This is a genomic window from Streptomyces sp. NPDC043746 (assembly GCF_056436485.1).
Genome location: NZ_JBWKCM010000001.1, coordinates 413,229 through 437,421, shown reverse-complemented (window position 1 = coordinate 437,421; position 24,193 = coordinate 413,229). Strand labels below are relative to the sequence as shown.

The following is a 24,193-nucleotide window of genomic DNA, read 5'->3' as shown; positions in this document are numbered from 1 at the left end:
GGAGGGCTTGGCGGGCGGAGTCCCGTACGCCCCGGGGCGTGGCGGGGCCCGGGTACTCGGGGCGTGGTGGCGTCCCCGTCGCTCGGGGCCGCCCCCCTCAGCCGTAGCGGCCCGCGAACCAGGCGTTCGCCGCCTCTGTGTGCAGCGGGAACGTCAGCGGGCGCGGGGCGTAGAGGATCTCGTACCCCGATGTCTCATGGGTGGGGACGGAGGGCGGCAGGCTCGACAGGGGGCGTTGCGGGAGGAGCCCGAAGAGCAGGAGGTGGCCGGCGGTGTCGCTCAGGGCGTCGGCGAGGCGGACGTCCCCGGTGGCGGCCTCGATCCCGGTCTCCTCGCGCAGCTCGCGGACGACCGCGTGGCGCCAGTCCTCCGCGTGGTCGACGAAACCGCCGGGAAGGGCCGTGCCGCCCTTCTGCGGTTCGATGGTGCGCGTGATGACGACGAGTCCGGTCGAGTCGGCGGAGGCCACGGGGAGCAGGGCCACGGCGACCGGGAGGGGGTTGCGGTAGGCGGTGGTGCCGCAGCGGGCGCAGGCGCGGGGCCAGGTTCCGGGAGAGGCGAGGGCGGTGTACGGGGCTCCGCAGGTGGAGCAGTGGGAGTCCCTGACATAGGGGGACGGTCCTCGGGCGGGCTGCGGGGCGGGGCTGCGGGTGGGCTCGGACACGGGCGGACTGTAGCCGATCGTCCTTCCGCCCGGGGCGGGAAGCTGGTAGACGGTGTGCCCATGACGGGAATGCGTACCGCTCTCCGCGCCCTGGCCACCGCTGCCGCCACCGCCCTGCTCGCGGGCTCGGCCGTCTCCCCCGCTCCGGCGCAGGGCCCCACTCGGCCTGCGAAAGCACCGGAAGGGTTCGTGGCGTTGCGTTCGATGGATCCGACGATCATTCAGGAGATGCGCTACACCACCGCGCACACCTTCCTCGGTGAGCGTGTCGACGGCTATCGGCAGCCGGTCTGCATCCTGGCCCGGCCCACCGCCCAGGCGCTGCACCGGGCGCAGCAGCGGCTGCTGCGGCAGGGCTATTCGCTGAAGGTGTACGACTGTTACCGGCCGCAGCGGGCGGTGGACCACTTCGTGCGCTGGGCGAAGGATCTCGACGACCAGTCCATGAAAGGGGAGTTCTATCCGCGGGTCGACAAGTCCCGGCTGTTCGAGGACGGTTACATCGCGGAGAAGTCCGGGCACAGCCGGGGCAGCACGGTGGACCTGACGCTGGTCCGGCTCCCGGCGCCGCCGACCAGGCCGTACCGTCCGGGCGAGAAGCTGACGCCCTGCTTCGCTCCGAAGAGCGAGCGGTTCCCCGACAACTCCGTCGACATGGGGACCGGTTACGACTGCTTCGACACCCTCTCGCACACGGACGACCCCCGGATCCAGGGGGTGCAGCGCGCCAACCGGCATTTCCTGAGACGGACGTTGGCCGAGGTGGGGTTCGTGAACCTGCCGGAGGAGTGGTGGCACTTCACCCACCGGCCCGAGCTGTTCCCGGACACCCACTTCGACTTTCCGGTGGCTCTCAGGTCGGTCGCCGGGCGCTGAGGGAGCGGGCGCCGGTGAGGGGACGGTGGGGGCGGCGAACGGGCGGACCGGGACCACCCCCGTGGGCTCCGGCCCGCCCGTTCTTCCTTTCGGACGCGCAAGGGGCGTGTTCGGTTGCCGACGGGGCGGCTACGGTGCCCGTATGCCACAGCAGACGTTCGATTCGTACGAGGAATTCTGGCCGTACTACGTCGCGATGCACTCCCGCGCCGCCACCCGCTGGGTCCATCTGGCCGGCACTCTGACCGGACTCGCGGTCTCCGCCTACGGGCTGGCGCGGGGCCGGAAGCGGTATCTGGCGGCCCTGCCGCTGATCGGGTACGGCGCGGCCTGGCCGGCCCACTTCCTGATCGAGAAGAACAACCCGGCGACCTTCGGGCATCCGGCGTGGTCGCTGCGCGGGGACGCGCAGATGATCCGGATGATGCTCGCGGGCCGCGACGCGGAGCTGGCGGAGACGGCGGCGAAGTGGCTGGCCGAGCACCGCAGCGACTGAGCGTCGGGGCCGCCGGGGGCGGAGGACTCCGCCCCCGGGGGTTCCGCCCGGGCTCTCGCCGTGTGCGGTCGCCCGTGCGCACTCCTGACAGCTCGCCGGACGGGGTCTCGGGGAGGGGCTTTGCCACGCACGCGCCTACCCGCCGTGGCCGGTTGGTTCGCCGAGGGCGCCCGCGAGGAGGCGTTCCGGCCGCTGGGCACCCGCCGCGCGCGCTGCTCTGGCCGATGCCGGCGTCGGGTGGCCCGAGGGGGGCGGTGGTGAGCGCACAGACGGTCCGGGGCGGCTGTCCGGGGTACGTGGCCGGGGCGACGTCCGCACGGGCGCTGGGGTGGCAGGGGGCACGGGTGACCTCCGTCTGCGCCGCGTACGCGTCGGGGGCGCAGACCATCGTCCAGGTGTGCGAGCTGACCCAGCGGTTGCGGGGCCGGGCAGGGGGCCGTCAGGCTCAGGGGTCCGTCAGGCTCAGGGGTCCGTCAGGCGCAGGGGTCCGTCAGGCGCAGGGCCGGGCGCCCGGGGGGCGTCACGGCCAACCAAGGGCTGCTCGGGCATGGTTCCGCGGTGATCGCCGTCCGCTGAGGAGTTCCTTGGAGGGGTTCCTTGCGAAGTTTCCTGTTGTCTACCCATGACTTGACGGTTCGTCACGATCGCAGAACACTCACAGCCCGGCCCGCCGGACGATGTGCGGCCCGTACCCCTGTCGGCGGGGGTACGGGCCGTACGCGTGCCGCCGGGCGTCAGGGGTTCAGGTGGCGACGGGCGGGCGGTCCCGCGCCGCGCGCTCCAGGGCGTGCTCGACCACCGCGACCAGGACGTCACGTACCGACGAACGGTCCCGCGCGTCGCACAGCAGCACCGGGACCTCGGGGTCCAGGTCGAGTGCGGCCCGCACCGTCTCGGCCGGGAACCTGCCAGCCCCCTCGAAGCAGTTGACGGCCACCGTGAACGGGATCCGGCGGCGCTCGAAGTAGTCGACCGCCGCGAAGCAGTCCTCCAGGCGGCGGGTGTCCGCGAGGACCACCGCTGCCAGGGCGCCCTGGGCCAGCTCGTCCCAGAGGAACCAGAAGCGGTCCTGTCCCGGGGTGCCGAAGAGGTAGAGGACCAGATCCTCCCGGAGCGTGATCCGGCCGAAGTCCATGGCGACCGTGGTGGTCGTCTTGGACTCGACGCCCGCGAGGTCGTCGACCGGGCGGCCCGCCTCGGTGAGGCGTTCCTCCGTGCGCAGGGGCCGGATCTCACTGACCGCGCCGACCGCGGTCGTCTTGCCCACCCCGAAGCCTCCGGCCACCAGGATCTTCAGGGTGATGGGCTCGACGGGCCGCTGCTTGGTGCGGCTAGAGCGCCCGAAGGCCATTGATCACCTCACGGAGAATGTTCACGTCCGGTAGTTCGGCCGGGGGAACGGGGCGGGTGACGTGCACCAGCTCGTCCTCGACGAGATCACCGACCAGGACCCGTACCACCCCTACCGGCAGGTCGAGTTCGGCGGCGAGTTCGGCGATCGACTGGGGCGCGTCGCTGCAGAGTTCGACGATGGTGACGTGTTCGGGCGAGAGCGTCTGGTCCCGGCCGGGGTCCTCGGCCGCCGGTTCGGGCACGACGAGCGCGATGAGGTCGAGCCGGTGCCGGGAGGCGCTGCTGGTACGCCCCCGGGTCATGGCGTAGGGGCGCACCACGGGGCCGGCCTCCGCGTCGTACCAACGCGAGGACTGGGGGTCGGCGGTGGCGGACGGCTCGGCGGCGGTGGCCGCCAGGGCATCGGGGCCCCCGGCTCCGCCGTCCGTGCCGAGGCCGGGGGCCGGGTTGCGGGGGGAGTCAGCGCTCATGCCCGCCCCTCACCCTCCGGCGGGCAGACCGGTCGTCCGTGGGGCGTTGGCCAGGTGGGCCCCCACGCGCTTGACCATCAGCGTCATCTCGTACGCCACCTGGCCCACGTCGGAGTCCGCGTCGGCCAGGACGGCGAGACAGCTGCCGTCCCCGGCCGCGGTCACGAAGAGGAACGCCTCGTCGAGTTCGACGACGGTCTGGCGGACCCGGCCCGCGTCGAAGTGGCGCCCCACGCCCTTGGCGAGGCTGTGGAACCCGGAGGCGACGGCGGCCAGATGCTCGCCGTCCTCCCGGGTCAGATCCTGCGAGGCGCCGGTGGCCAGCCCGTCGCTGGAGAGCACCAGCGCCTTGCGGATGCTGGCGACGCGCTGGACGAGTTCGTCCAGCAGCCAGTTCAGTTCGCCCGAGCCCTGGCGTGCGGAGTCGGGTGCTGCGGCGTTCGGTGCGGTCATCGACCGTCCCCTCCCGGAGTGGTTCCTGGTGCTGTTCCCTCGGAGCCGGCCGCGTCCTCGGCGTTCTGCCGACGACCGCGCTGCCAGCCGCGCTGGAGTGAGGCCATGCGATTGCGTACTTCGTCCGCGTCACGGTCGAAGTCGTCGACCGTCTCGGCGGGCGCCCGGTACGGAGTCCGTTCGGCGGAGTCCTCACGGAGCTGGGGGACGAGGCTGGCCTGCCGGACCCGCCGGGGCAGGCCGCCCACGGTGTCGGGGGCGGGGCCGATCCTGGCCTCGGTGGTGGTGCGAGGTGCTTCTCGGTTGGTGCGGGGCGCTTTTGAGGTGTGCGGCGGCTCGGGTGTGGTGAGCGGGGCGGGGTTGCGCCGGGCGGCACGGGCGGCCCAGGGGGTGGTGTGCGCGACCGGGCCGGTCGGGGTACGGGGCGCGGTGGCGGGCGGCTCGTCGTCGGCGGCGGCGGCCGAAGGGACCTGCGGGGCCCGGTCGTCCACGCGGCGGCCCCGGTCGGTGACCAGAGTCGGCGGGATCCGGCGCGGCAGCGGTACGGGGCCCTTGGGGCGCATCGGGCGGACCTGCGCCTTGCGTCCCTCACCGTCGCGGTCGCGGTCCCGGTGGTGCTGGTCGCGGCGCGCGTCCCGGCTGTGGTCCTCGCGGCGCGTACCCCTGTCGTCGCCGTGTTGCGGGTCGCGGCCGTCCTCGCGGCGCAGGTCGCGGGCGCGGAAGATGCCGCCGCGCTCGCTCTCGGTGTCCTCCAGGTCGAAGACGCCGTCCAGCACCGGTCCCAGAGCGGGGTCCAGGGCCGGGTCGGTGGCGCGGTCCAGCGGGTCGCCGGCGAGGTCCAGGGGGCCGACCGGGGATTCCAGTTCGACCGGGCCGTCGAGCACCGCCGGGCCGGTGAGGCCGGTGGGGACCGGGGAAAGGACGGTGGACCTGCCGTTGGCCCTGCGGTCCCCGTCCGACGGCGCGGTGCTCTGCGCCTTCCGCGCCGCGTCGGCTCCCCGGCCGCTGCCGATCGCGCGCTCGGCACGGCGGTCGAGCCGGAAGCCGGTGCCATGGGTGTCGGGGGCCTCGGTGAGGAGGGCGGCGGGGATGAAGACGACCGCGGTGGTGCCTCCGTACGGCGATTTCTGCAGGGAGACCCGGACGTTCTGGCGCTGGGCGAGGCGGCTGACCACGAAGAGGCCGAGGCGGTCGGTGTCGGAGAGCTCGAAGTCGGGGGTCTCCGCGAGCCTCAGGTTGGCGTCGAGCAGGACTTCGGGTGGCATGCCGAGGCCGCGGTCGTGGATTTCGAGGGTGAAGCCGTTGGAGACGCGTTCGCCGTGCACCTGGACCGCCGTGTGCGGGGGCGAGAAGACGGTGGCGTTCTCCAGGAGTTCGGCGATGAGGTGGGTGAGGTCGGCGACGGCGGGGCCGCCCACGCCGATCCGGGGCAGCCGTCGGACCTCGATGCGCTCGTAGTCCTCGACCTCGGCGACGGCGGCCCGTACGACGTCCATGAGCTGGATCGGCTTGCGCCACTGGCGGGAGGGGGCGGCGCCGGAGAGGATCACGAGCCCTTCGGCGTGGCGCCGCATCCGGGTGGTGAGGTGGTCCAGCCGGAACAGGTCGGCCAGTTCGTCGCTGTTCTCGGTGCGGCGCTCCATGGTGTCCAGCAGGGTCAGCTGGCGGTGCAGGAGGACCTGGTTGCGGCGTGCGAGGTTGACGAAGACCTCGGAGACGCCGCGCCGCATGTCCGCCTGCTTGACGGCGGCCTCGACGGCGGCGCGCTGGAGGGTGTTGAGCGCCTGGCCGACCTGGCCGATCTCGTCGCGGTCGTAGGTGAGGTGCGGGGCCTCGGTCTCGACGTCGACCTGCTCACCGGCGGCCAGCCTGCGCATGACGCTCGGCAGCCGGACGCCGGAGACCTCGTGGGCGTCCTTGCGGAGCCGGGAGAGGTCGCGGGCCAGCTCACGGCCGATCCGCACGGAGACGAAGATCGAGACCATCAGGGCCAGGAATCCGAGGACGCCGGCGGCCCCGGCCTGGGCGAGGACCCGGTATCCGGCCGGTTCCGCGCGGTCCTGGAAGCGGTCGCCCATCTCCGTGGCGTCGGCCGCGAGCCGGTCGAGGACGGGCGGGGCGGCTTCCTGCCAGCGTGCGGTGTCGACGGCGCCCGGGCGCTTGGTGGGTCCGGCGGCGATCAGGGCGTCCTCGGCGGTGCGCAGCGGTTCGGCGTCCGGGCTGCTCCAGAACTGCTCGACGCGGCGGCGCTCGGCGGCGGGGAGGTTCTCCAGGCTGACGTCGTAGAGCAGTTGCCGCTGGGCCACCAGGCCGGACACCTGGCGCAGTTCGGCGGTGGTGAAGCGGCCCGCGACAAGGCCGGAGGCGACGAGCGCGTCCTCGCGCGACAGCATCTCGCGGGCCCTGGATATGCCGACCAGCGCCCGCATCTGCTTGTCCAGCGAGCCGTTCTCCGTGGTGTGGAGCCCGTTGAGGAAGCGGTACGCCGGGTCGACGAGGCCGTTGTAGAAGTCCAGCGCCTTCGCCCGGCCGATGGTGCGCTTCTCGACCGACTCGCGCAGCGACCCCAGCCCGTCGACGGCGCTCAGGATCGCGTCGAGGCGGGTGCGGGACTCGGGGTCCAGCGCCTCTCGGACGTCGTCCTGCCGGGCGCTCTCCCTGACTTCGGCCACGATCCGGTCGGTGTCGGCGCGCTGGCTCAGCAGCAGGGGCAGGGCGTCGGAGGCGCGGGGATCGGCCAGGAAGACGAGGGTCTGGCGGCGCTCGGCCTGGACGGTCCGGACCGCCTCCTCCAGAGGTCCGGCGACCTTCTCGACGATGTTGCCGACATTGATCAGCTCCGCCGCCTGGCGGCCGGTCACGTAGGTGGCCAGGCCCCAGAGACCCGTGAGGGAGACGAGCGGCACCAGCAGCAACGCCACGATCTTCCTGCGGATGGACTTCCCGCGAAAGCGCATGGCCTCCCCCAGATCGACCCCGCTCCGCGGGGGTGGTCTTCTCCCGGTCGCCCCTCGACCCCGCCCCGACGTTCGCCCCGCGTACACCGGTGCGCATCGGGCCGACGCGGGCGAGGGTCCGTCCTACGTCAATAAACGGCGCGAGCCTACTACTGACACGGTGACAACTCGAAGAGACGTCCGGATGATTTTCAGCCGTTCGGACGGGATTTAGTGGTGGGTTGCCCCGGTATTCCCGGAGATGAAGTTCGCGAAAGCGGCAGAGGGTGCCCAACGACCCCCCGGGCTGGGGCCCATATCAGTTGGCTGGAATTATTCGTTCCGTGGCCTTCTGAGCCCTGAGGCGGCTTTGAGGGGGAATCTTCGGGGCGGGTAGTTCGTCCATATGTACGGGGTGGACGCACGACGGGGCACGCGCGGCAGTACGAGTTCGTCCGCCCGCGTAGAACCGGCGCAAGCCGGGCAGCCACCCTGAAGTCGGACAGCGGTGGGGAGTTGAAGGACGTGAGCACGCAGGAGCGCGGAAGCGCCGGAGCACCGGTCGGCGCCGCGAGGGCGGACGCCGTGGACGAGGCCCGGGTTCCGCGGCAGTTGTGGGTGGAGGAGCCGACGGGCAGACGGCGGATGCCGGACGCGGTGCGGACGGCGGCGGTGCGCGCCGTCCTCATCATGGCGCTGACGATCATCCAGGCGGTCATCGCCTTCCTGTGCACCCTGGCCGGCTCCTGGCTGGCCTTCCCGATGGTGCTCAGCGGTGTGGCCAGCACGGTGGTCGCCACCTGGGCGGTGCTGGACGTCTGGGTCACCCGGCAGGTGTGGAACCAGCGGCACGGCGTGGTGTCCGAGCCGAGCAGTACGGCCCGGCAGATGCGCCGGGAGCGGCGGCGGGCCCAGCGGGCGGCGCGAGCGGCGGAGCGGGACGAGACGGACGGCAGGATACGGGGGCGGCGGGGGACCGGTGATCTCTCCCGGGCTTGACCTCCATCGGTGTGGCTCGCCCGGGGGTGAGGCAGCACCGCCGCACCGCAGGCCCGACGGAAGGTCATCGGGCCTGCGGGAGACGGGGGTCGCTCCTCGGGCCGTGCGCTGTGGTGCCGCGGCCGGGCGTCACGCCTCCGGGTGCCGCTGCGCCTCCAGGTGCGACTGCGGCTCCTCGGTCTGCGCTGCGCTCCGCTTGAACATGCGGGTCGCCGTGATCTCGCCGTGGACCGTCTCGCCCTCCGGGTCCTGCTGGGGCAGGCCGGGGCGCAGATGCTCCTCCACGCTGATGTACTTCAGCCCGGCCCGCAGGTCCGCGTCGTTGCGCAGGCGGATGACGAGCGGGAATTCGGCGAGCGCGGTCGTGTCGAAGAGACCGGTCGTGTAGAGCAGTTGGACGCCCAGCGCGTCGGAGACCGCGCGCTGGAGTTCCAGCAGATACGTGGCGTTGGCCCGGCCGATCGGGTTGTCCAGGAACAGCGTGCCCGCGTGCCGGTGCCGGTCGCGGCCCCGGTCGTTGCTGCGCAGCGCCGCCATCGTGCAGTAGAGGGCGATGGCTGCGGTGAGCAGCTGGCCGCCGGAGAAGACGTCGCCCATCTGTCCGACCGGGACCCGCTCGGCGCGGAGCACGGCGTCCGGCTTGAGGATCTCCACGGCGATGCCCTTGGGCCGCAGGGCCGCCTCGACACCCCGCAGCAGCAGGGACATGCCGTCCCGACGCAGGTCGGAGTTCTTCTTGAGGGCGGCGCGCGTCGCGTCGTCGATGACCTCCCCGAGCCGCTCGGTCAAGGTGGCCTGGTCGGGCTCCTCGAAGCGGATCCTCAGGAACTCCTGCCCCGACCACTCCCCCAGCCCCTCGGGCAGCTGCGAGAGCCGCTGGGCGGAGCGGAGCGTGGCGAGGGCCGACTCGACCAGTCCGCGCAGCCGGTCGACGATGGAGTCGCGGTTGCGCTCGAGCTGGACCAGTTCGTCGGTCAGGACGCGGAGCCGGGGAGCGAAGGCGTCGGCCCACTTCTGGGCGTGCTCCGGGAGCGCCGACGCGGGCAGTTCGCGGATCTGCTGGCGGGCCGGGGTGCGGACCTGCTCGTAGCGCGTGGAGTTGGCGTGCCGTACGAGGACGTCGCTCGCTTCCCGTACGGCACTCTCGGCGGCCGAGAGGTCGGTGGCGCAGCCGCGCAGGGAGCGGCGGGCCTCGGCGGCGGAGTGCCGGGCCTCCTCCAGGGTGCCCGGATACGGCTCGGGGGTCTCGGTGGCCTCTTCCGTGCCGTGGTCGCGGAGCAGGTCGCGCAGGAGGGCGGCGGTCTCGTCGAAGCCGCCCGCCGAGTCCTCGGCAGTGCGGTGGGCGTGGAGCAGCTCGCCGTGGGCGGCTCGGGCGGTGTCCAGAGCGGCGGTGGCGGCGGCCAGCTCGGCGGTGGCCGTACGCAGGAGGACCTGGGCCTGCTCGGCGTCGGCGGGGACCAGCTCGTCGGGCAGCTCGGTGTGGTGCGGCCGGTCGTCCCCGGGCGCCAGCCGCTCGGCCTCGCCGCGGAACCGGCCCAGCTGCTCGCTGGCGGTGGAGGCCCGGGTCTCCAGGAGCTGTACGTGGGACTCGGCGCGGGCGGCCGCCGCCTGGCGGGAGGGGCCGTCGGCTCCGTCGGTGCCTTCCAGGAGCTGGGCGGCGCGGGTGCGGACCTTGTTGGTCAGCCGGTCCAGCTCAGCGAGGGCGGCGCTCTCGTCGCTCTCGGCGCGGGCCTGTTCGGCGCGGAGGTCGGCGCCGACGCCGACCTTCTCGTACAGCTGGGATGCGGCCCGGTAGGCCTCGCGGAGGGTGGGCAGCGCCACGCGGGGCCTGGTCTCGTCGGGCTCCGGGAGGGCCTCCGGAGCCCCGGCGATCTCGGCGCGTTCGGCGCGCAGCGCGCGGGCGGTGCGACGGGCGTCGTCCCCGGCGCGCTGGGCGGCCCTGCGGTCCTCGTCGGCGGAGCGGGCGAGGTCCAGGCAGACGGCGGCGCGGGCCTCGGCCTCGGCGGCCTCGTCGGCCAGTTCGCGGAGGCGGACCTGCCAGCGGGCGCGCTCCCGCAGGCGGTGGGCGAGCCCGGCCAGCGCGTCGGCGACCCGGCGGGCGCGCTGGGCGGCCTCCTGGCGCTCGTCCCGGACCCGGGCGGTGTCGGCGGCGGCCTCGTCGGCCTCGACGCGGGCGGTACGGGCCTCCGCGAGGGCGGCTTCGGCGCTCTCAGCGGCCGTACGGGCATTGGTGGCGGCCTCGGCCAGTTCGGCGAGCATGCCGGGCGGGCAGTCGGCGCGCCAGGAGCCGATGCGGGCGGCGAGGGCGCGGTCGCCGGAGAGCCGGGCGGCGAGCGTGCGGATGTCCTCGTCGCGGGCGGCGGCGCGGGAGCGCAGGGCGTGGCGCTCCTCGTCGGCGGCGTGCTCGTCGTGCATGGCCGGGTTCGGCGGGACGAGGAAGACGCCGTCGTGCTGGGAGTCGGAGCCGGTGGCGGTGTCCGGGACGGGGGCGAGGAGGGCGGCGGCGGTGCCGACGGCGACGGCCGAGCGGGGCAACAGGGCCGCGGAGCCCAGGACTTCGCGGGCGCGGGTGTGGGCGTCGGGGTCGGTGATGACGACGCCGTCGACCAGCTCCGGGCGGGCGGCGAGGACGGCGGCGTGGTCGGCCGGATCGACGGCCTGGGCGAGATAGCGCCAGCCGGGCAGGGCCGGGATGCCGTGCTCGCCCAGGTATTCCACGGTGGCGAGGACGTCGGGGCCCGGGGGCAGCAGCCCGCCCTCACCGAGGGCACCGAGGATGCGGGCGTCGTCGGCGGCGGCGGTGCGCAGGTCGAACAGGCGGCGCTCGGCGGCGGCGACGGACTGGTCGAGCAGCTCGCGCAGTTCGTCGGCGCTGCGGTCGAACTCCTCGGCGCTGAGCGGCTGGTGGGCGGGGGCGGGCTGGTCGGCCAGGGCGACCGCGCTGTCCGGGGCCTCCTCCGCCGCGCGTACTCCGTGGCCGTCGTCGCCCTGCGGAGCCGTACGGGAGGCGGTGCCCCGGTCCGGTCCGGACGGCTTGTCGGCTGCTTCCCGGCGGGGGTGCGGTACGCCCGGGCCGGTGGGCAGGCCGAGCAGGTCCGCGAGGCGCGGGTCGGCGGCGATGGACTCGGCGGCCCTCAGCTCGTCCTCGTAGCTCTGCTCCGCCGCCTTGGCCCCGTCGGCGGCGCGGGCGGCGGCCAGCTCGGCGCGGCTCTCGGCGGCGGCCGTCTCACGGGCATGGTCGGCGGCGGTGCGGGCGGCCTCTCGGGCGGTGTCCCAGGCGGCGACGGCGGCCTGTTCGGCGTCGCTGGCGGCGAGGGCGGCGCGGGCCGGGTCGGCGTCGGGTGCGGTGTTGTCGAGCCAGCCGGCCCGGACGGCCTCGCCGGTCTCCTGCTCGACCTCCGCGAGCCGCTGGCGCAGATGACCGGCCTCGCTGCGGGCCCGCTGGGCCTCGGTGGCGGCGGTGGTGGCGTCGCGGTGGGCGCGCTCGCCGGTGGCCTGGAGGGCCTCGGCGCGCTCCTCCTGCTCGTTGGCGACGCGCTCGCCGTCCTCGGCGGCGAGGTGCAGCGCCCGGACGAGATCGGCGGCGGCGGTGGCGCGGGCGGCGAGGGCGGGGGCGGCGTCGCGCTCGGCCTCGCGGATGGCGGCGGCGACCCTGGCGGAGCGGTCGGCGGCGGCGCGGTGGCGCAGGACAGCCTCGGCGGCCTGCCAGGCGGCGTGCAGCGTACGGGCCTCGGCCAGCTCCTTGCGTCCGGCGGCGGCGCTCTTCTCGGCTCCGGCCAGGGCCAGGGAGGCGTGGCGGTAGGCGAGTTCGGCGGCGATCAGGGAGCGGCGGCCCCGGGCGGTCTCGGCCTCGGTGACGGTGTGGGCGGCGGCGGTGACCCGCTCGGCCAGCTCGGCGGCACGGCCGCGCTCCTCGGCGGCGCGGGCCGAGAGGCGGCGGGCCAGAGTGCGGGTGCGGCGCTCGGAGGCGGCGTGGATGTCGCGGCTGCGGGCGCGGGTCTCGGTGGCCTCGACGATCCGGCCGAGGAGGTCCACGGAGCCCGCGGTGAAGTCGCGTTCGGCGGTCAGCTCGGCGCGGCGGCCCAACTTGTTGCCGAAGCCGCTGACCAGGTCGGCCAGGCCGTCGGTGTCGCGGGTGTCGGTGACCGCGCGGAGCAGCAGGTCGGTGAAGTCGGAGTCCTTCTTGACCGCGAAGAGTCCGGCTGCCTCGCCCTCGTCGGCGTTCATCTCACGCTGGTAGCGGAAGAGTTCGGGGTCGAGCCCGAGGTCGCCGAGGTGTTCGTTCCAGCGGTCGTGGATCTCTTCCCAGTGCACGTCGAGGTGCTGGTAGAACTTGCCGGCGTCCACGAGGGCGTCGCGGAACCCCTTCATGGTGCGGCGCCTGCCCCGGGCCCCGGAGACCCCTTCGGCGGGGCGGCCGACGGCGGTGGCCTCCGCGACGGGCAGGCTGTCCAGGCTGAGCCCGGGGCCGGGGCGGAAGGAGTACCACGCCTCCGCGAACTTCCGGGGGTCGTTGGAGACCTGCCGCCCGCGCCACTCGCTGACCTTGCCCACGACGACGCATTCGCCGGTCAGGGTGTGCTGCCACTCCAGGGCGACATGGCCGCAGTCGTCCGCGAGCAGGAACTTGCGCAGGACGCCGGAGCTGGCGCCGCCGAGGGTGTTGCGGTGGCCGGGGAGCATCACCGAGAAGATCAGCTTCAGCAGGACGGACTTGCCGCCGCCGTTCTCCAGGAAGAGCACGCCGGCCGGGGCGGGGCGGCGCGGCGGGCCGACCGGCTCGTCCTCGAAGAACTCCGCCTGCGCGGGGGCCGGGTTGGGGACGGGTTCACCGACGCCGCGCAGGTCGAGGACGGTGTCGGCGTAGCGCGCACCGGCAGGCCCGATGGAGTAGAGGCGGACCCGGGACAACTCGTACATGGCGGCGGACTCTCGTCGTTCGGAGAAACGGTGGTGGAGCAGCAGATCGTGGCGGCGGGGCGGGTCAGGAGGCGTGGAAGGGCAGCCCCGCGTCGGCGGCCAGCTCCAGGTCGTCGGCGTCGGGCGGCGGCAGCAGGGTGGCGGAGCCGTCGGTGACGGGGACGACGCCCAGCTCCAGCAGCTCGGCCATGGCGGCGCTGCCCGCCATGTCGCGGACCTGGAGCTGGTAGCGGGCGGTGGTGCGGTAGGCGCCGCCCGCGTCGTCGCCGGTGCGCTGGAGGAAACCGGAGTCGGTGAGGAAGGCGACGGCCTTGCCGATGATGCCGGTGGTCGATCCGGCGAGGCGGCGGGCGTCCTTGGTGGCGCCGGTGGCGCTGCGGCGGGCGTAGATGCGCCAGCCTGATTCGAGGCCGGGGGTGTCGGTGGCGGGGTCGGTGTTGTCTCCCTGCTCCTCGGCGCGCTCCTCCAGCCGCTTGCAGGCCTGGCGGACGAAGGCGTCGACACCGTTGACCGTGATGCGGCCGATGTAGGTGTCGTCCGCGAGGTCCTCGGGGCGGGGGAAGGCGAGGGCGGCGACGGCGAGGTGGGCGAGGCCGTGGAGGAAGCGGTCGGCGGCGTCGGAGGAGGCACGGCGGGCGTAGTCGCCCATGCGGACGGCGAAGACGGAGTCCTCGGCGGCGGTGACGGCCATCCCGGCGCGGGGGGAGACCTCCAGGACGATGAGGCCGAGCCCGGTGGCGACGGCGTCCGCGAGCCGGGCGAAGGCGCCGTCCTCCCGGTAGCGGCGGAGCAGCTCGGCGTACTCGGCGTCCCGGGCGGGCAGCAGCTTGGGCTGGAGGCCGAAGGAGACCAGGCGGGCGGCGTCGGCGGCGTCGGCCGGGGTGAGGGGCGTCGGGCCGGTGGGCTGGGCGGGGTGCGCGGCGGAGTCGCCCGCGTACGGGGTGGCGGAGCCCGCGTACGGGGTGGCGGAGGAGCCTGCGTACGGCGTCGGGGAGGCGGCGTGCGCGGAGGGCTCGGTCCACGCGTCGGGGTGCTCGGCGTCGTGGTCGCTCACGGCTGGGACTCCTCGGTACGGAAAGGGTGGTGCGGGTGGGGGGAGCAGGCGGCGGGACCGGCGGCGACGGCAGGGGTGGTGGAGGGCGCGGGGCCGGTCATGAGGCCTCCTGGCGGTCCGCGGCCATTCCGGCGGCGTCCAGCAGGGCGGTGCCCACGATCAGGTCGGCGCCGCCGAATTCCGGGTCCTCCAGCTGCGTACCGTCGTCCACCGCGAAGAGCAGGCGGCGCTCGCCCTGGCGGTAGGCGGTGCCGACGGGCGGGCTGGCGGCGTGGACGGCGAGCAGGGCGACCAGATACGGCAGGTCGGGGTCGCTGCGGCGTGCCTCCGCGAGCAGCCCGGAGAGCCGGCGCGGGGCGTCGTGCTCCAGGTCGAGCAGGGCCATGGCGCTGCTCAGCTGGGCGTCGGTGAAGCGGCTGTCGTCCGGGGTGGCGATCAGGTCGGGCTCGGGCATCTCCATGCCCAGGTGCTCCCGCTCCAGGGGCGGGGTCAGGAGCATGTCCACCAGGTCCCCGACACGGACGGATGTGGGGGTGCGCAGGCCGGTGCCGTGGGCGAAGAAGGCGTCGGTGGCCCGGGTGGACCGCTCCACGGGAAGCGGCAGGAGCGGGGCGAGGAGCTGCCCGTACAGATCGAGGCCCGCGTGGGCGGCGGGGGTGGCGAACGCCTGCCGGTCCTGCTCGGCGCGGAAGAGGGGCCCGGCCTCCAGGAGCCGGGACTGGAGCTGGGTGTGGCGGCGGATGCAGTCCTTGACGATGTCGACCAGCTCGGCGGCGCGGCGCTTGTGCTCGGGTTCCTCGGCCTCGTCGCGCGCCTTGCGGATGTTGGTGAGGATGGCGTTCTCGTGGCGGTAGCGGTCGGCCACGTGGTCCAGGGCCTCGGCGATCATGTCCGGGACGGTGTTGAGCCAGTCGACCGCGCGGACGTTGCGCCGGGTGGCCTCCAGGGTGCGGCGCAGCGTCTCGGCGTACTGCACGGTGCGGTAGCGGGCCTGTTCGGCGGCGAGCTGGGCGTCCGCGAGGCGGCCCCGGCTGATCAGGACCTCCAGCTTGACCTCGGCGGCGATCTGGGCGCTGGTGACATCGGTGTCGAGGGCGCCGACGAGGACGTTGACCGCTTCGTCGGTGGCGCGGAGGTAGACCGTGCCGCCGTAGCCGGGGACCTCCTCGATCAGCTTGAAGTCGTAGTCCCTGCGGATGTAGACGCCGTCGGGGCCGAAGGTGCCGTAGACGGCGCGGAAGCCCCGGTCGACGCTGCCGACGTTGATCAGGTTCTCCAGGACCCAGCGGGCGACCCGCTCGTGCTCGGCGGCGGGACGGTCGGGGGCCTGGGCGGCGACGCGCGGCAGCAGCCTGGCCACTATCTGGTCGTGGTCGGCCCCGGTGTCGAAGTCCATGTTGAGCGTGACGTGGTCGATCGCGGCGAGGGCGACCTCGGCCATGGCGTAGACCGTGTACTCCCCGGCCAGATTCGCCTTGCGCGCGTCGAGGTCGTGCAGCGGCGCCGTGCACGCGAGCGCGCGCAGCCGACGTGCGAGCCCCTCGTCGGCGGCGGGGCCCGGGGCAGGCCTCGGCCCCGCGCTGAGCTGCGGCGCAGCGATGTCCGTGTCGGCAGGCGAAGTCACGAGGGACAGATTAGGTCCTCGCACTGACAACGGTCGAAACGGCGTTTATGCGACCGGCGCCGGACCGCACGACAACGACCGGACCGCACCCCACATCGGCCGGACCGCGCCACAACGATACGGAGCTACTCCCCCAACGCCCCGTACCCCCCGCCCCCCGGCGTCCGCACCACCAGCACGTCACCGGCGGCCAGCTCGGCGGTGGCGCACCCATCCAGCGGCTCCACCCCGCCGTCCGCCCGCTCGATGTACTGCTCCCCGAGCGCCCCCGGCTCCCCGCCACCCGCTCCGTACGGCGGGATCCGCCGGTGCCCGGAGAGCAGCGCCACCGTGACCGGCTCCAGGAAGCGGAGGCGGCGCTCCACTCCGTCGCCGCCGTGCCACCGCCCCGCGCCCCCGCTGCCCTCGCGGACGGTGAAGCTCTCCAGGCGGACGGGCAGCCGCCACTCCAGGATCTCGGGGTCGGTGAGGCGGGAGTTGGTCATATGGGTCTGTACGGCGTCGGTGCCGTCGAAGCCGTCGCCCGCCCCGGAGCCGCTGGCGATGGTCTCGTAGTACTGGACGCGGTCGTTGCCGAAGGTGAGGTTGTTCATGGTGCCGGAGCCCTCGGCCTGGCCGCCGAGCGCCCCGTACAGCGCCCCGGTGACCGCCTGGGAGGTCTCCACGTTGCCTGCGACGGTCGCCGCCGGGTAGGCCGGGTCGAGCATCGAGCCGGGCGGAATCCGCACGTCCAGGGGTTTCAGGCAGCCGCTGTTGAGCGGGATGTCCTCCCCCACGAGCGTGCGGAAGACGTACAGGACGGCGGCCATCACCACCGAGCGGGGCGCGTTGGTGTTGCCGGGCTGCTGCGGTGAGGTGCCGGTGAAGTCGATCACCGCGCCGCGGGCCTCCCGGTCGACGGTGAGCGCCACCCGGATCTCGGCCCCGCCGTCGGTCCCGTAACGGAAGCCGCCGTCCTTGAGCCCGGCGACGATCCGGCGTACGGACTCCTCCGCGTTGTCCTGGACGTGCCCCATATAGGCCGTCACGACGTCCGTGCCGAACTGGTCGACCATGCGGCGGAGTTCCGCGATGCCCTTCTCGTTGGCGGCGATCTGGGCGCGGAGGTCGGCGAGGTTGGTGTCGGGGGAGCGCGAGGGGTACGGGGCGGAGGCGAGGAGTTCGCGGGTCTCGGCCTCCCTGAGGTGCCCGTCGCGGACCAGGAGCCAGTTGTCGAAGAGCACGCCCTCCTCGTGGATCGTGCGGCTGAAGGCGGGCATGGAGCCGGGGGTGGTGCCGCCGATCTCGGCGTGGTGGCCGCGCGAGGCGACCAGGAACCGGGGTTTCCCGTCGTCGAAGACGGGTGTGACCACCGTGACGTCGGGAAGGTGGGTGCCGCCGTGGTACGGGTCGTTGATGGCGTACACGTCCCCGGGGCGCAGGGTGCTCCGGTTGCGCCGGAGCACCTCCTTGATGGACTCCCCCATGGATCCGAGGTGGACCGGGATGTGCGGGGCGTTGGCGATCAGGTTGCCGTCGGCGTCGAACAGGGCGCAGGAGAAGTCCAGGCGCTCCTTGATGTTGACGGAGTGGGCGGTGTTCTTCAGGCGGACGCCCATCTGCTCGGCGATCGACATGAAGAGGCTGTTGAAGACCTCCAGCATCACGGGGTCCACGCGGGTGCCGACGGCCGTCCGGCCGGGCCGGGGCGTGGCCCGGGTGAGCACCAGGTGTCCGGTGGGGGCGGCCGTCGCCTGCCAGCCGGGGTCGACGACGGTGGTGGCGTCGTCCTCCGCGACGACGGCGGGCCCGGTGACGGTGTCGGTGGGGCGGAGGTCCTCGCGCCGGTACAGGGGCGCCTGCCGCTCCCGTCCCTCGGCGTACAGGGCCACGGTGGCACGCGGGCGGGGAGGGCCCTCGCGCGGCTCGGGGTGGGGGGTGCTCGCGCGATGCTCCCCGGTGGTGCCCGTGGCCTCGACGGAGACGGTCTCGACCACGATCGGCTTGTCCATGATGAAGCCGAACCGGGTGCGGTGAGCGGTGCGGAACTCCTCGCTCATCACGGCCACCGTGCCGGGCTCCACGGCGAGCGCCGCGTCCGTCCCCGCGTACCGCAGCAGGATCCGGGCCCGCGTACCGATCGCGGAATCGGGCACTCCGTCGGCGCGCAGATCGTCCCGCGTCCGGTCGGCCAGCTCCGCGCGGAGCCGCTCGACCCGCTCCCGTACGGTCTCGTCCAGCTCGGCCTCCACGGACTGCTCGCGCATCGCGGTGGCGTCGGCCAGGCCGATGCCGTACGCGGAGAGCACCCCGGCGAGCGGCGGGATCAGGACGGTGTCGATGGACAGGGCGTCGGCGACGGCGCAGACGTGCTGGCCGCCGGCGCCGCCGAAGCCGGTGAGGGCGTAGCGGGTGATGTCGTGGCCGCGCTGCACGGAGATCTTCTTGACGGCGTTGGCCATGTTGAGGACGGCGATCTCCAGGAAGCCCGCCGCCACGTCGGCCCCGGCGGGCCGCTGTCCGGTGGCACGCCCGATCTCGTCGGCCAGCTCCGCGAACCGTTCCCGTACGACGGCGGCGTCGAGCGGCTGGTCTCCGTCGGGGCCGAAGACGGCGGGGAAGTGGGCGGGCTGGATGCGGCCGAGCATGACGTTGGCGTCGGTGACCGTGAGCGGGCCGCCCTTCCGGTAGCAGGCGGGGCCCGGGTCGGCGCCCGCGGAGTCGGGGCCGACCCGGTAGCGGCGGCCGTCGAAGTGGAGCAGGGAGCCGCCGCCCGCCGCGACGGTGTGGATGCTCATCATCGGGGCGCGCATCCGCACCCCGGCGACCTGGGTGCCCAGCTCCCGTTCGAACTCCCCGGCGTAGTGCGACACGTCGGTGGAGGTGCCGCCCATGTCGAAGCCGATGACCCGGTCGTGGCCCGCCTGCCGGGAGGTACGCACCATGCCGACGACTCCCCCGGCCGGGCCGGAGAGCACGGCGTCCTTGCCCCGGAACGCGGCGGCCTCGCGCAGCCCGCCGTTGGACTGCATGAACAGCAGCCGGATGTCTTCGAGTGGGGCGGCGACCTCGTCGACGTACCGGCGCAGCACGGGTGAGAGGTAGGCGTCGACGACGGTGGTGTCGCCCCGGGGCACGAGCCTGATGAGCGGGCTGACCTCGTGGGAGGTGCTGACCTGGGTGAACCCGGCCTTGAGGGCGGCTTCCGCGACGGCCCGCTCGTGGGCGGGGTGGCGGTAGCCGTGCAGGAGGACGACGGCGGCGCTGCGCAGCCCGTCGTCGTGGGCGGCGCGCAACTGCTCGCGTACCGCGTCGAGTTCGAGGGGCCGTACGGGGCGGCCCTCGGCGTCGATCCGTTCGGGGACCTCGATCACCCGCTCGTGGACGGGCTCGGGGAGGACGATGTGGCGGTCGAAGAGGCGGGGGCGGTTCTGGTAGGCGATCCGCAGCGCGTCCCGGAAGCCCTCGGTGATGAGCAGGACGGTCGGCTCGCCCCGCCGCTCCAGGAGGGCGTTGGTGGCGACGGTGGTGCCCATGCGGACGGCGGCGACCCGGTCGGCGGGCACGGGCTCGCCGTCGCGGAGGCCGAGAAGGAGGCGGATTCCGGCCACGGCGGCGTCGTCGTAGCGCCCGGGGTCGTGGGAGAGGAGCTTGCGGGTGACCAGTCGGCCGTCGGGGCGGCGGCCCACCACGTCGGTGAAGGTGCCGCCCCGGTCGATCCAGAACTCCCAGCGTCCGGTCATGGCGCCATTGTGTGCCCGCGGGCGCGAACCCGCAGGCAGGGACGGCGGCGCGAGGGCGCCTCTCCTGCGGGAGGAGCGCCGCCGGCCGGGGCAGGCGGCGGCGTAGGACGTCGGCGTCCCCACGTCCCGGGTCTCCCCGCCGGGCTCCGTGGGCTGGGAGGGGGGTCCGGCGATGCCCCCCTCCCGCGGAACACCCGGCCGGAGGCCGTGTCAGAGGGCCGGGGCGTCCGGTCCGATGCGGCTGCGGACCGCCGTCTGCACCTCGGCCTCCTCGGCCGGGTCGGCGGCGAGGCGGCGCAGCCGTTCGGCGACGCGGATGTCACCGGTCTCGGCGTGCAGGGCGGCCACCTCCCGGGTGGTCTCCTCGCAGTCCCACAGGCACTCCACCGCGAACCCGGTCGCGAAGGAGGGGTCGGTGGCGGCGAGGGCTCGGGCGGTCCGGCCGCGCAGGTGCGAGGAGGACGTCTCGCGGTAGATGTGGCGCAGGACGGGGGCGGCGCAGGCGATGCCGAGGCGGCCGGCCCCGTCGACCAGGCACCAGAGCCGGGGGGCGTCGGGTCCGTCGCCGCGTACGGCCTCCCGCAGGGCGCCGAGGACTTGGGGAGCGTCCTGGGCGGTGCCTCGGCAGGCGAGGATCCCGGCGGCGGAGGCGCCGAGGGCGTCGGGGCGGCGGGCCCAGCGGCGGGCGCGCTCCACGGCCTCGTCCCCGGTCATCCGCTCGAAGGCGGCGACAGCGGCGTCGGCCACCGTGCGGACGGGGCCGACGGCGGCGGTCTCGATGAGGTCGAGGACGGCGGGGTCGGCCGCCTCGGCCAGGTAGTGCAGGGCGGCGCAGCGGGCGCCTTCGGAGCCGTCGCGGGCGGCCCGGAGGATCTGGGCACGGTCCTCGGGTCCGGCGACGGCGGACAGGCAGCGGGCCGCGGGGACGTGCAGGGCGCTGCCGCGCTCCAGGGCCTGCTCGGCCCAGTCGAAGACGGCCTGGACGCTCCAGCCGGGGCGGGGGCCGCCGGGGCGCATCTGGCGCTGCCAGCGGTCGAACGAGCCCTGTTCCGTGGCGGCCCGCACGCGGGCGCCGACCGCTGCACGCGGGTCGTCGGCCCAGAGCCGCCAGGGGCGCGGCTCGAAGGAGTCGCGGACGGCGGCGGCCAGCGCGGCGGTGCCTTCCTCGGTGGCCGGAAAGCGACCCAGGACGGGGAGGGCGAGGGAGCGCAGGCCGGCGTCGTCGTCGCGCAGGGCCAGCTCGTCCAGGGCCCAGGCCCAGTTGGCTCCGGTGGCCGCGTAGCGGCGGAGCAGGGCCAGGGCGTCATCGCGTCCGTAGGAGGCGAGGTGGCCGAGGACGGAGAGCGCCAGTCCGGTACGGGAGTCGTCGGTGTCCGTGTGGTCGTCGGGGTCGCCGAGGTGGCGCTCGATCTCCTCGATACCGCCGTCGAGATCCAGGTACAGGCGGGCGTAGTAGAGGGAGCGGTTCTCCACCTGCCAGTCGTGGCGGGGGTCGTTCACCACGCAGTGGTCGAGGGCGGCGAGGGCCTCGGGGCGCGGTGCGGCGAGGGCGTGGAGCGTGCCGTCGCCGCGGCCCCTCTGCAGCAGGCCGAGCAGGGTGCCGCTCGGCGCTATGAATGGATCGAACATGGGAGAAAGCCTCACATCAAGCTGTCGACGCAACCGGGACTGTGCAGTGCCCCGTGCCGGTGGGCACGAGGGGGGTGTACGGGTGCACCCCTACGCCGCGCAGCCACATGATCGGCCGACCGCCGTCTTCCGCTTGGTGTAGAGCATCTTCCTCTGCCTCTCGTCGGTGGCCCGAAACGGACCCGCGACGTCATGATGACCCAGCCATTTCGCCACCGCGACCACATTTACGACGGACCGGTCAGCGGACCCGCTCCCGGGCAGGGCCGCCGGTGTCTCAGCGGGCACCGAAGCGTTCCAGCAGGTCGGCCTTGCCGAACATCCGCGCCGTGTCCCACGCGGACGGCGTTCCGGCGGCCGGGTCGGCGCCTGCGGCGAGCAGGGCGTCGATGACGGCGTCCTCGCCCTTGAAGACGGCTCCGGCCAGCGGGGTCTGGCCGCGGTCGTTGGCACGGTCGGGGTCGGCGCCGCGGGCGACGAGGGCGGTCACGGCCTCGGCGTGGCCGTGGTAGGCGGCCAGCATGAGCAGCGAGTCGCCCCGGTCGTTGGTGAGGTTGGCGGGGACGCCCGCCTCGACGTACGCGGTGAGTGCCTCGGTCTCGCCGGTGCGGGCCAGATCGAAGACCCTGGCCGCCAGCTCGACCACCTCGGGATCGGGAGTTTCGCTCATCGCGCGGGCCGCCTTCCTTGACCGTGCGGGCGGCCGGGGCCGCCGCTGTTGACCGGGGGGTGTACGGCAGGGGGCCGTACGAGTGAATCGACAGGGTACTGCTCCGGGTCGGACATGACCGGGCCCGGTCGCGGCAAAAGATCACCGCGGGTGGTTCCTGCCCGGCACGGGCGGCGACATACCGCGCGCGGGCCGCGGGTTACGCTCCGCCACTCAAGTGAAAATGCGTTTTATTCACCTGATTGCACCTTTTATCGTATAGATACTTCGCGTGATCCTGGAAGGACTCATGGTGACTGTCCCCTCAACCAGGAGATCCGCTCATGATTCTTTCCATCTCGGGCGTGGTACTGCTCGCCATCGTCGTCTTCCTGTTCTTCAAGAAGGACGGGCTCAAGGCGTCCCACGCCATCGTCTGCGCGCTGTTCGGCTTCTACCTGGCCGGCACCGCGATCGCGCCGAGCATCACGGCAGGCGGGGCGAGCCTCGCCGGTCTGCTGGGCGGGATCAAGTTCTGACGCTCCACGACCGCTCCCACCCCTTCAGGAGACAGCTGTGGCCCGGCGACCACTCCCCCGCGTTCTGAGCAGCGGCAGCGCCTCGATCACTCGCAGCAGAGAGATCGCGCGCACGGCCGCCGACAGTGCCACCGATGTGCTCCATCCGCTGATCACGATCCTCCGTGGTCTGCGGCTGCTGGCCGTCTCCGGCCGGCAGAAGTGGGTCGCGACCCCCAAGGAACGGCGTGGTCCCAAGCTGTTCCTGGCCGCGGCCTGTCTGCTCGCCGTGGCGCTCGTGCCGTACGGGCCGATCCTGGCCCTGATCACGGTGATGGGCGCCGCCGCGTGGAAGGGGCGGGAGCGGACCCCCGTGAAGACCGGTCCGGACGAGGCGGAATCCCTCCGTCTGCGCGCCCTGTACGAGGCACTCGTGCCGTACTTCTCGGTGCCCGACGACCCCGAACCGCTCTTCGCCCACGGCGGCGACTGGGAGAAGGCCTTCTCCGGTTACGCCTTCGACGGCGACGGACGCCTCACCCGCCTCCAGGTCTCCTACCCGGCGTACTTCACCGACGGCGAGGCCGCCGCGCGCTCCCGGATCGAGCAGCTGCTGCACACCAAGTCGGGGCGCGGCCGCGAGTACCACTTCGCCTGGGACGAGGAGGCCAACCGCCTCGTCATGACCGTCCTCGGCCCGCTCTCCACCTCGATCGCCGCCCAGCGCTTCGTCACCGCCCCCGGCGAGACGGTCCTCGGCTTCACCGACCCGGACGCGGTCCGCCGTACGGTCCCGGTCCGCGACGGCGGCACCACCGTGGACGCCGCCCCCGTCGTCTGGCGGACCGGCAACCGCTCCACCGAGCCCCACCTGCTGGCGGTCGGCCAGCCCGGCAGCGGCACCACCACCCTGGTCCGCTCCATCGCCCTCCAGGCCCTCCAGCAGGGCGACGTCCTCGTCGTCGACGGCAGCGGTACGGGTGAGTACGGCGCTCTCCTCGGCCGCACGGGCGTCCTCGCCGTCGAGTCCGGCCTCGGCGGGGCGCTGGCCACCCTGGAGTGGGCGGCGCACGAGACGGAGCGTCGGTTGATCTTCGCCAACCGGGCGCGCCAGGGCGGCCACCCCCTCCCCGAAGACATCAAGCGCCCGCTCTGGATCCTGCTGGACCGCCCCGGCGTCCTCGGCCATCTCGCGGCGGCCGACGGCAGGCCCGACCCGCAGGAGCTGCTCCAGGTGCCGCTGCGGCACGGGCGGGCGGCCGGGGTCACCGTGGTCCTGGCCGACCAGTTCGACGCCCTGGAGAGCCTCGGCGAAACCGTACGGACCCACACCCGGGCCCGGGTCGTCCTCGGCCCCGCCTCACCCGAGCAGATCACCGCCGTGCTGGGCGCCGAGCCGAACACCACCCCGCCGACGGAGGTCCCGGCCGGACGCGGTTACGCCCGTCTGGGCACCGGAGCGGTGCTGCGGCTCCAGGTCCCGGCGACCCCGGACCCGTACGACGAGGACGCGAGCGAGAGCCACCGGCAGGCGGTGCTCGACGTGCTGCCGGAGCGGCCGGGGGACGAGCGGACGGGCGTGGCCGCCCCGCAGCCGGGTGAGGCCCCCGAGGCCGCGGAAGCCCCCGACGACCAGGACCCCTCGGTGCCGGTGGCGGTCGAGGCCCTGCCGACCGGGCAGCTGGCCAAGGCGAAGGCGGCCATCGCGGAGGGGTGAACCGCCCCTCACGGAGGCGGGGTGGGGGGGGGGGGGGGGGGGGGGGGGGGGGGGGGGGGGGGCCGCTCCCTCCGCTCTCCTCCCCCTCCCCCCCCGACCCCCCCCCCTTCGCT

At 74.1% G+C, this 24,193-nt stretch carries 16 protein-coding genes and 1 pseudogene; 6 read left to right on the top strand and 11 right to left on the bottom strand.

Features of this window, described 5'->3' with window-relative positions; all coding sequences use genetic code 11:
* Positions 1–97 precede the first annotated feature (97 nt).
* Positions 98–664 (bottom strand): NUDIX domain-containing protein, encoded by a 567-nt coding sequence (locus AC0682_RS02030; RefSeq protein WP_478530484.1) that lies wholly within the window; start codon positions 662–664, stop codon positions 98–100.
* Positions 665–733: 69 nt separating this feature from the next.
* Between AC0682_RS02030 and AC0682_RS02025 the strand changes: the two genes are divergently transcribed.
* From AC0682_RS02025 to AC0682_RS02015, 3 genes and pseudogenes are all read left to right on the top strand, one after another.
* The gene (locus AC0682_RS02025) at positions 734–1,540 is read left to right on the top strand and encodes a M15 family metallopeptidase (protein WP_478530505.1); all 807 of its coding nucleotides are present in this window, start codon (positions 734–736) and stop codon (positions 1,538–1,540) included.
* A gap of 142 nt (positions 1,541–1,682) precedes the next feature.
* Positions 1,683–2,036 (top strand): Mpo1-like protein, encoded by a 354-nt coding sequence (locus AC0682_RS02020; RefSeq protein ID WP_478530483.1) that lies wholly within the window; start codon positions 1,683–1,685, stop codon positions 2,034–2,036.
* 202 nt (positions 2,037–2,238) lie between these two features.
* A pseudogene (locus tag AC0682_RS02015) lies at positions 2,239–2,425 on the top strand (lipid-transfer protein); the annotation flags it as partial.
* A 353-nt stretch (positions 2,426–2,778) separates the two neighbouring features.
* On the opposite strand, the gene AC0682_RS02010 reads toward AC0682_RS02015, so the two are convergent.
* The 4 genes from AC0682_RS02010 to AC0682_RS01995 are packed head-to-tail and all read right to left on the bottom strand — an operon-like array spanning position 2,779 to position 7,269.
* Positions 2,779–3,387, bottom strand: coding sequence for a GTP-binding protein (locus AC0682_RS02010; protein ID WP_254813040.1), 609 nt, complete (start codon positions 3,385–3,387; stop codon positions 2,779–2,781).
* Positions 3,368–3,859 (bottom strand): DUF742 domain-containing protein, encoded by a 492-nt coding sequence (locus AC0682_RS02005; RefSeq protein WP_254813039.1) that lies wholly within the window; start codon positions 3,857–3,859, stop codon positions 3,368–3,370. The genes AC0682_RS02010 and AC0682_RS02005 overlap by 20 nt, the downstream gene beginning before the upstream one ends.
* A gap of 9 nt (positions 3,860–3,868) precedes the next feature.
* The gene (locus AC0682_RS02000) at positions 3,869–4,312 is read right to left on the bottom strand and encodes a roadblock/LC7 domain-containing protein (RefSeq protein ID WP_478530482.1); all 444 of its coding nucleotides are present in this window, start codon (positions 4,310–4,312) and stop codon (positions 3,869–3,871) included.
* On the bottom strand, positions 4,309–7,269 hold the full coding sequence (locus tag AC0682_RS01995) for a sensor histidine kinase (RefSeq protein ID WP_478530481.1): 2,961 nt from the start codon (positions 7,267–7,269) through the stop codon (positions 4,309–4,311). Before AC0682_RS01995 ends, AC0682_RS02000 begins: the two co-directional genes overlap by 4 nt.
* 504 nt (positions 7,270–7,773) lie before the next feature.
* Between AC0682_RS01995 and AC0682_RS01990 the strand changes: the two genes are divergently transcribed.
* Entirely contained in the window at positions 7,774–8,247 is a 474-nt protein-coding gene (locus AC0682_RS01990) for a hypothetical protein (protein WP_478530480.1), read from the top strand.
* 129 nt (positions 8,248–8,376) lie between these two features.
* Here AC0682_RS01990 and AC0682_RS01985 read toward each other — a convergent pair whose 3' ends face one another.
* The 6 genes from AC0682_RS01985 to AC0682_RS01960 all read right to left on the bottom strand — a co-directional run bounded on the left by AC0682_RS01985 (position 8,377) and on the right by AC0682_RS01960 (position 21,866).
* Positions 8,377–13,167, bottom strand: a complete 4,791-nt coding sequence (locus AC0682_RS01985; protein WP_478530479.1) for a hypothetical protein — start codon at positions 13,165–13,167, stop codon at positions 8,377–8,379.
* A 64-nt stretch (positions 13,168–13,231) separates the two neighbouring features.
* Complete coding sequence (locus tag AC0682_RS01980; RefSeq protein WP_254813036.1) at positions 13,232–14,221, bottom strand: hypothetical protein; 990 nt, start codon at positions 14,219–14,221, stop codon at positions 13,232–13,234.
* A gap of 97 nt (positions 14,222–14,318) precedes the next feature.
* Positions 14,319–15,845, bottom strand: a complete 1,527-nt coding sequence (locus AC0682_RS01975; protein ID WP_254813035.1) for a hypothetical protein — start codon at positions 15,843–15,845, stop codon at positions 14,319–14,321.
* A 125-nt stretch (positions 15,846–15,970) separates the two neighbouring features.
* Positions 15,971–19,567 carry a hydantoinase B/oxoprolinase family protein gene (locus AC0682_RS01970; RefSeq protein ID WP_478530478.1) on the bottom strand — a complete coding sequence of 1,199 codons (3,597 nt, stop codon included), beginning with the start codon at positions 19,565–19,567 and terminating at the stop codon, positions 15,971–15,973.
* Positions 19,568–19,777: 210 nt separating this feature from the next.
* The gene (locus AC0682_RS01965) at positions 19,778–21,196 is read right to left on the bottom strand and encodes a HEAT repeat domain-containing protein (RefSeq protein ID WP_254813034.1); all 1,419 of its coding nucleotides are present in this window, start codon (positions 21,194–21,196) and stop codon (positions 19,778–19,780) included.
* A gap of 277 nt (positions 21,197–21,473) precedes the next feature.
* Positions 21,474–21,866 carry an ankyrin repeat domain-containing protein gene (locus AC0682_RS01960; RefSeq protein ID WP_478530477.1) on the bottom strand — a complete coding sequence of 131 codons (393 nt, stop codon included), beginning with the start codon at positions 21,864–21,866 and terminating at the stop codon, positions 21,474–21,476.
* A 323-nt stretch (positions 21,867–22,189) separates the two neighbouring features.
* Here AC0682_RS01960 and AC0682_RS01955 point away from each other — a divergent pair, with 323 nt between their 5' ends.
* Both AC0682_RS01955 and AC0682_RS01950 read left to right on the top strand, forming a co-directional pair.
* Positions 22,190–22,384: a hypothetical protein gene (locus tag AC0682_RS01955; protein ID WP_003970432.1), complete on the top strand. Its 195-nt coding sequence runs from the start codon at positions 22,190–22,192 to the stop codon at positions 22,382–22,384.
* A 37-nt stretch (positions 22,385–22,421) separates the two neighbouring features.
* The gene (locus AC0682_RS01950) at positions 22,422–24,080 is read left to right on the top strand and encodes a hypothetical protein (protein ID WP_478530476.1); all 1,659 of its coding nucleotides are present in this window, start codon (positions 22,422–22,424) and stop codon (positions 24,078–24,080) included.
* Positions 24,081–24,193 lie beyond the last annotated feature (113 nt).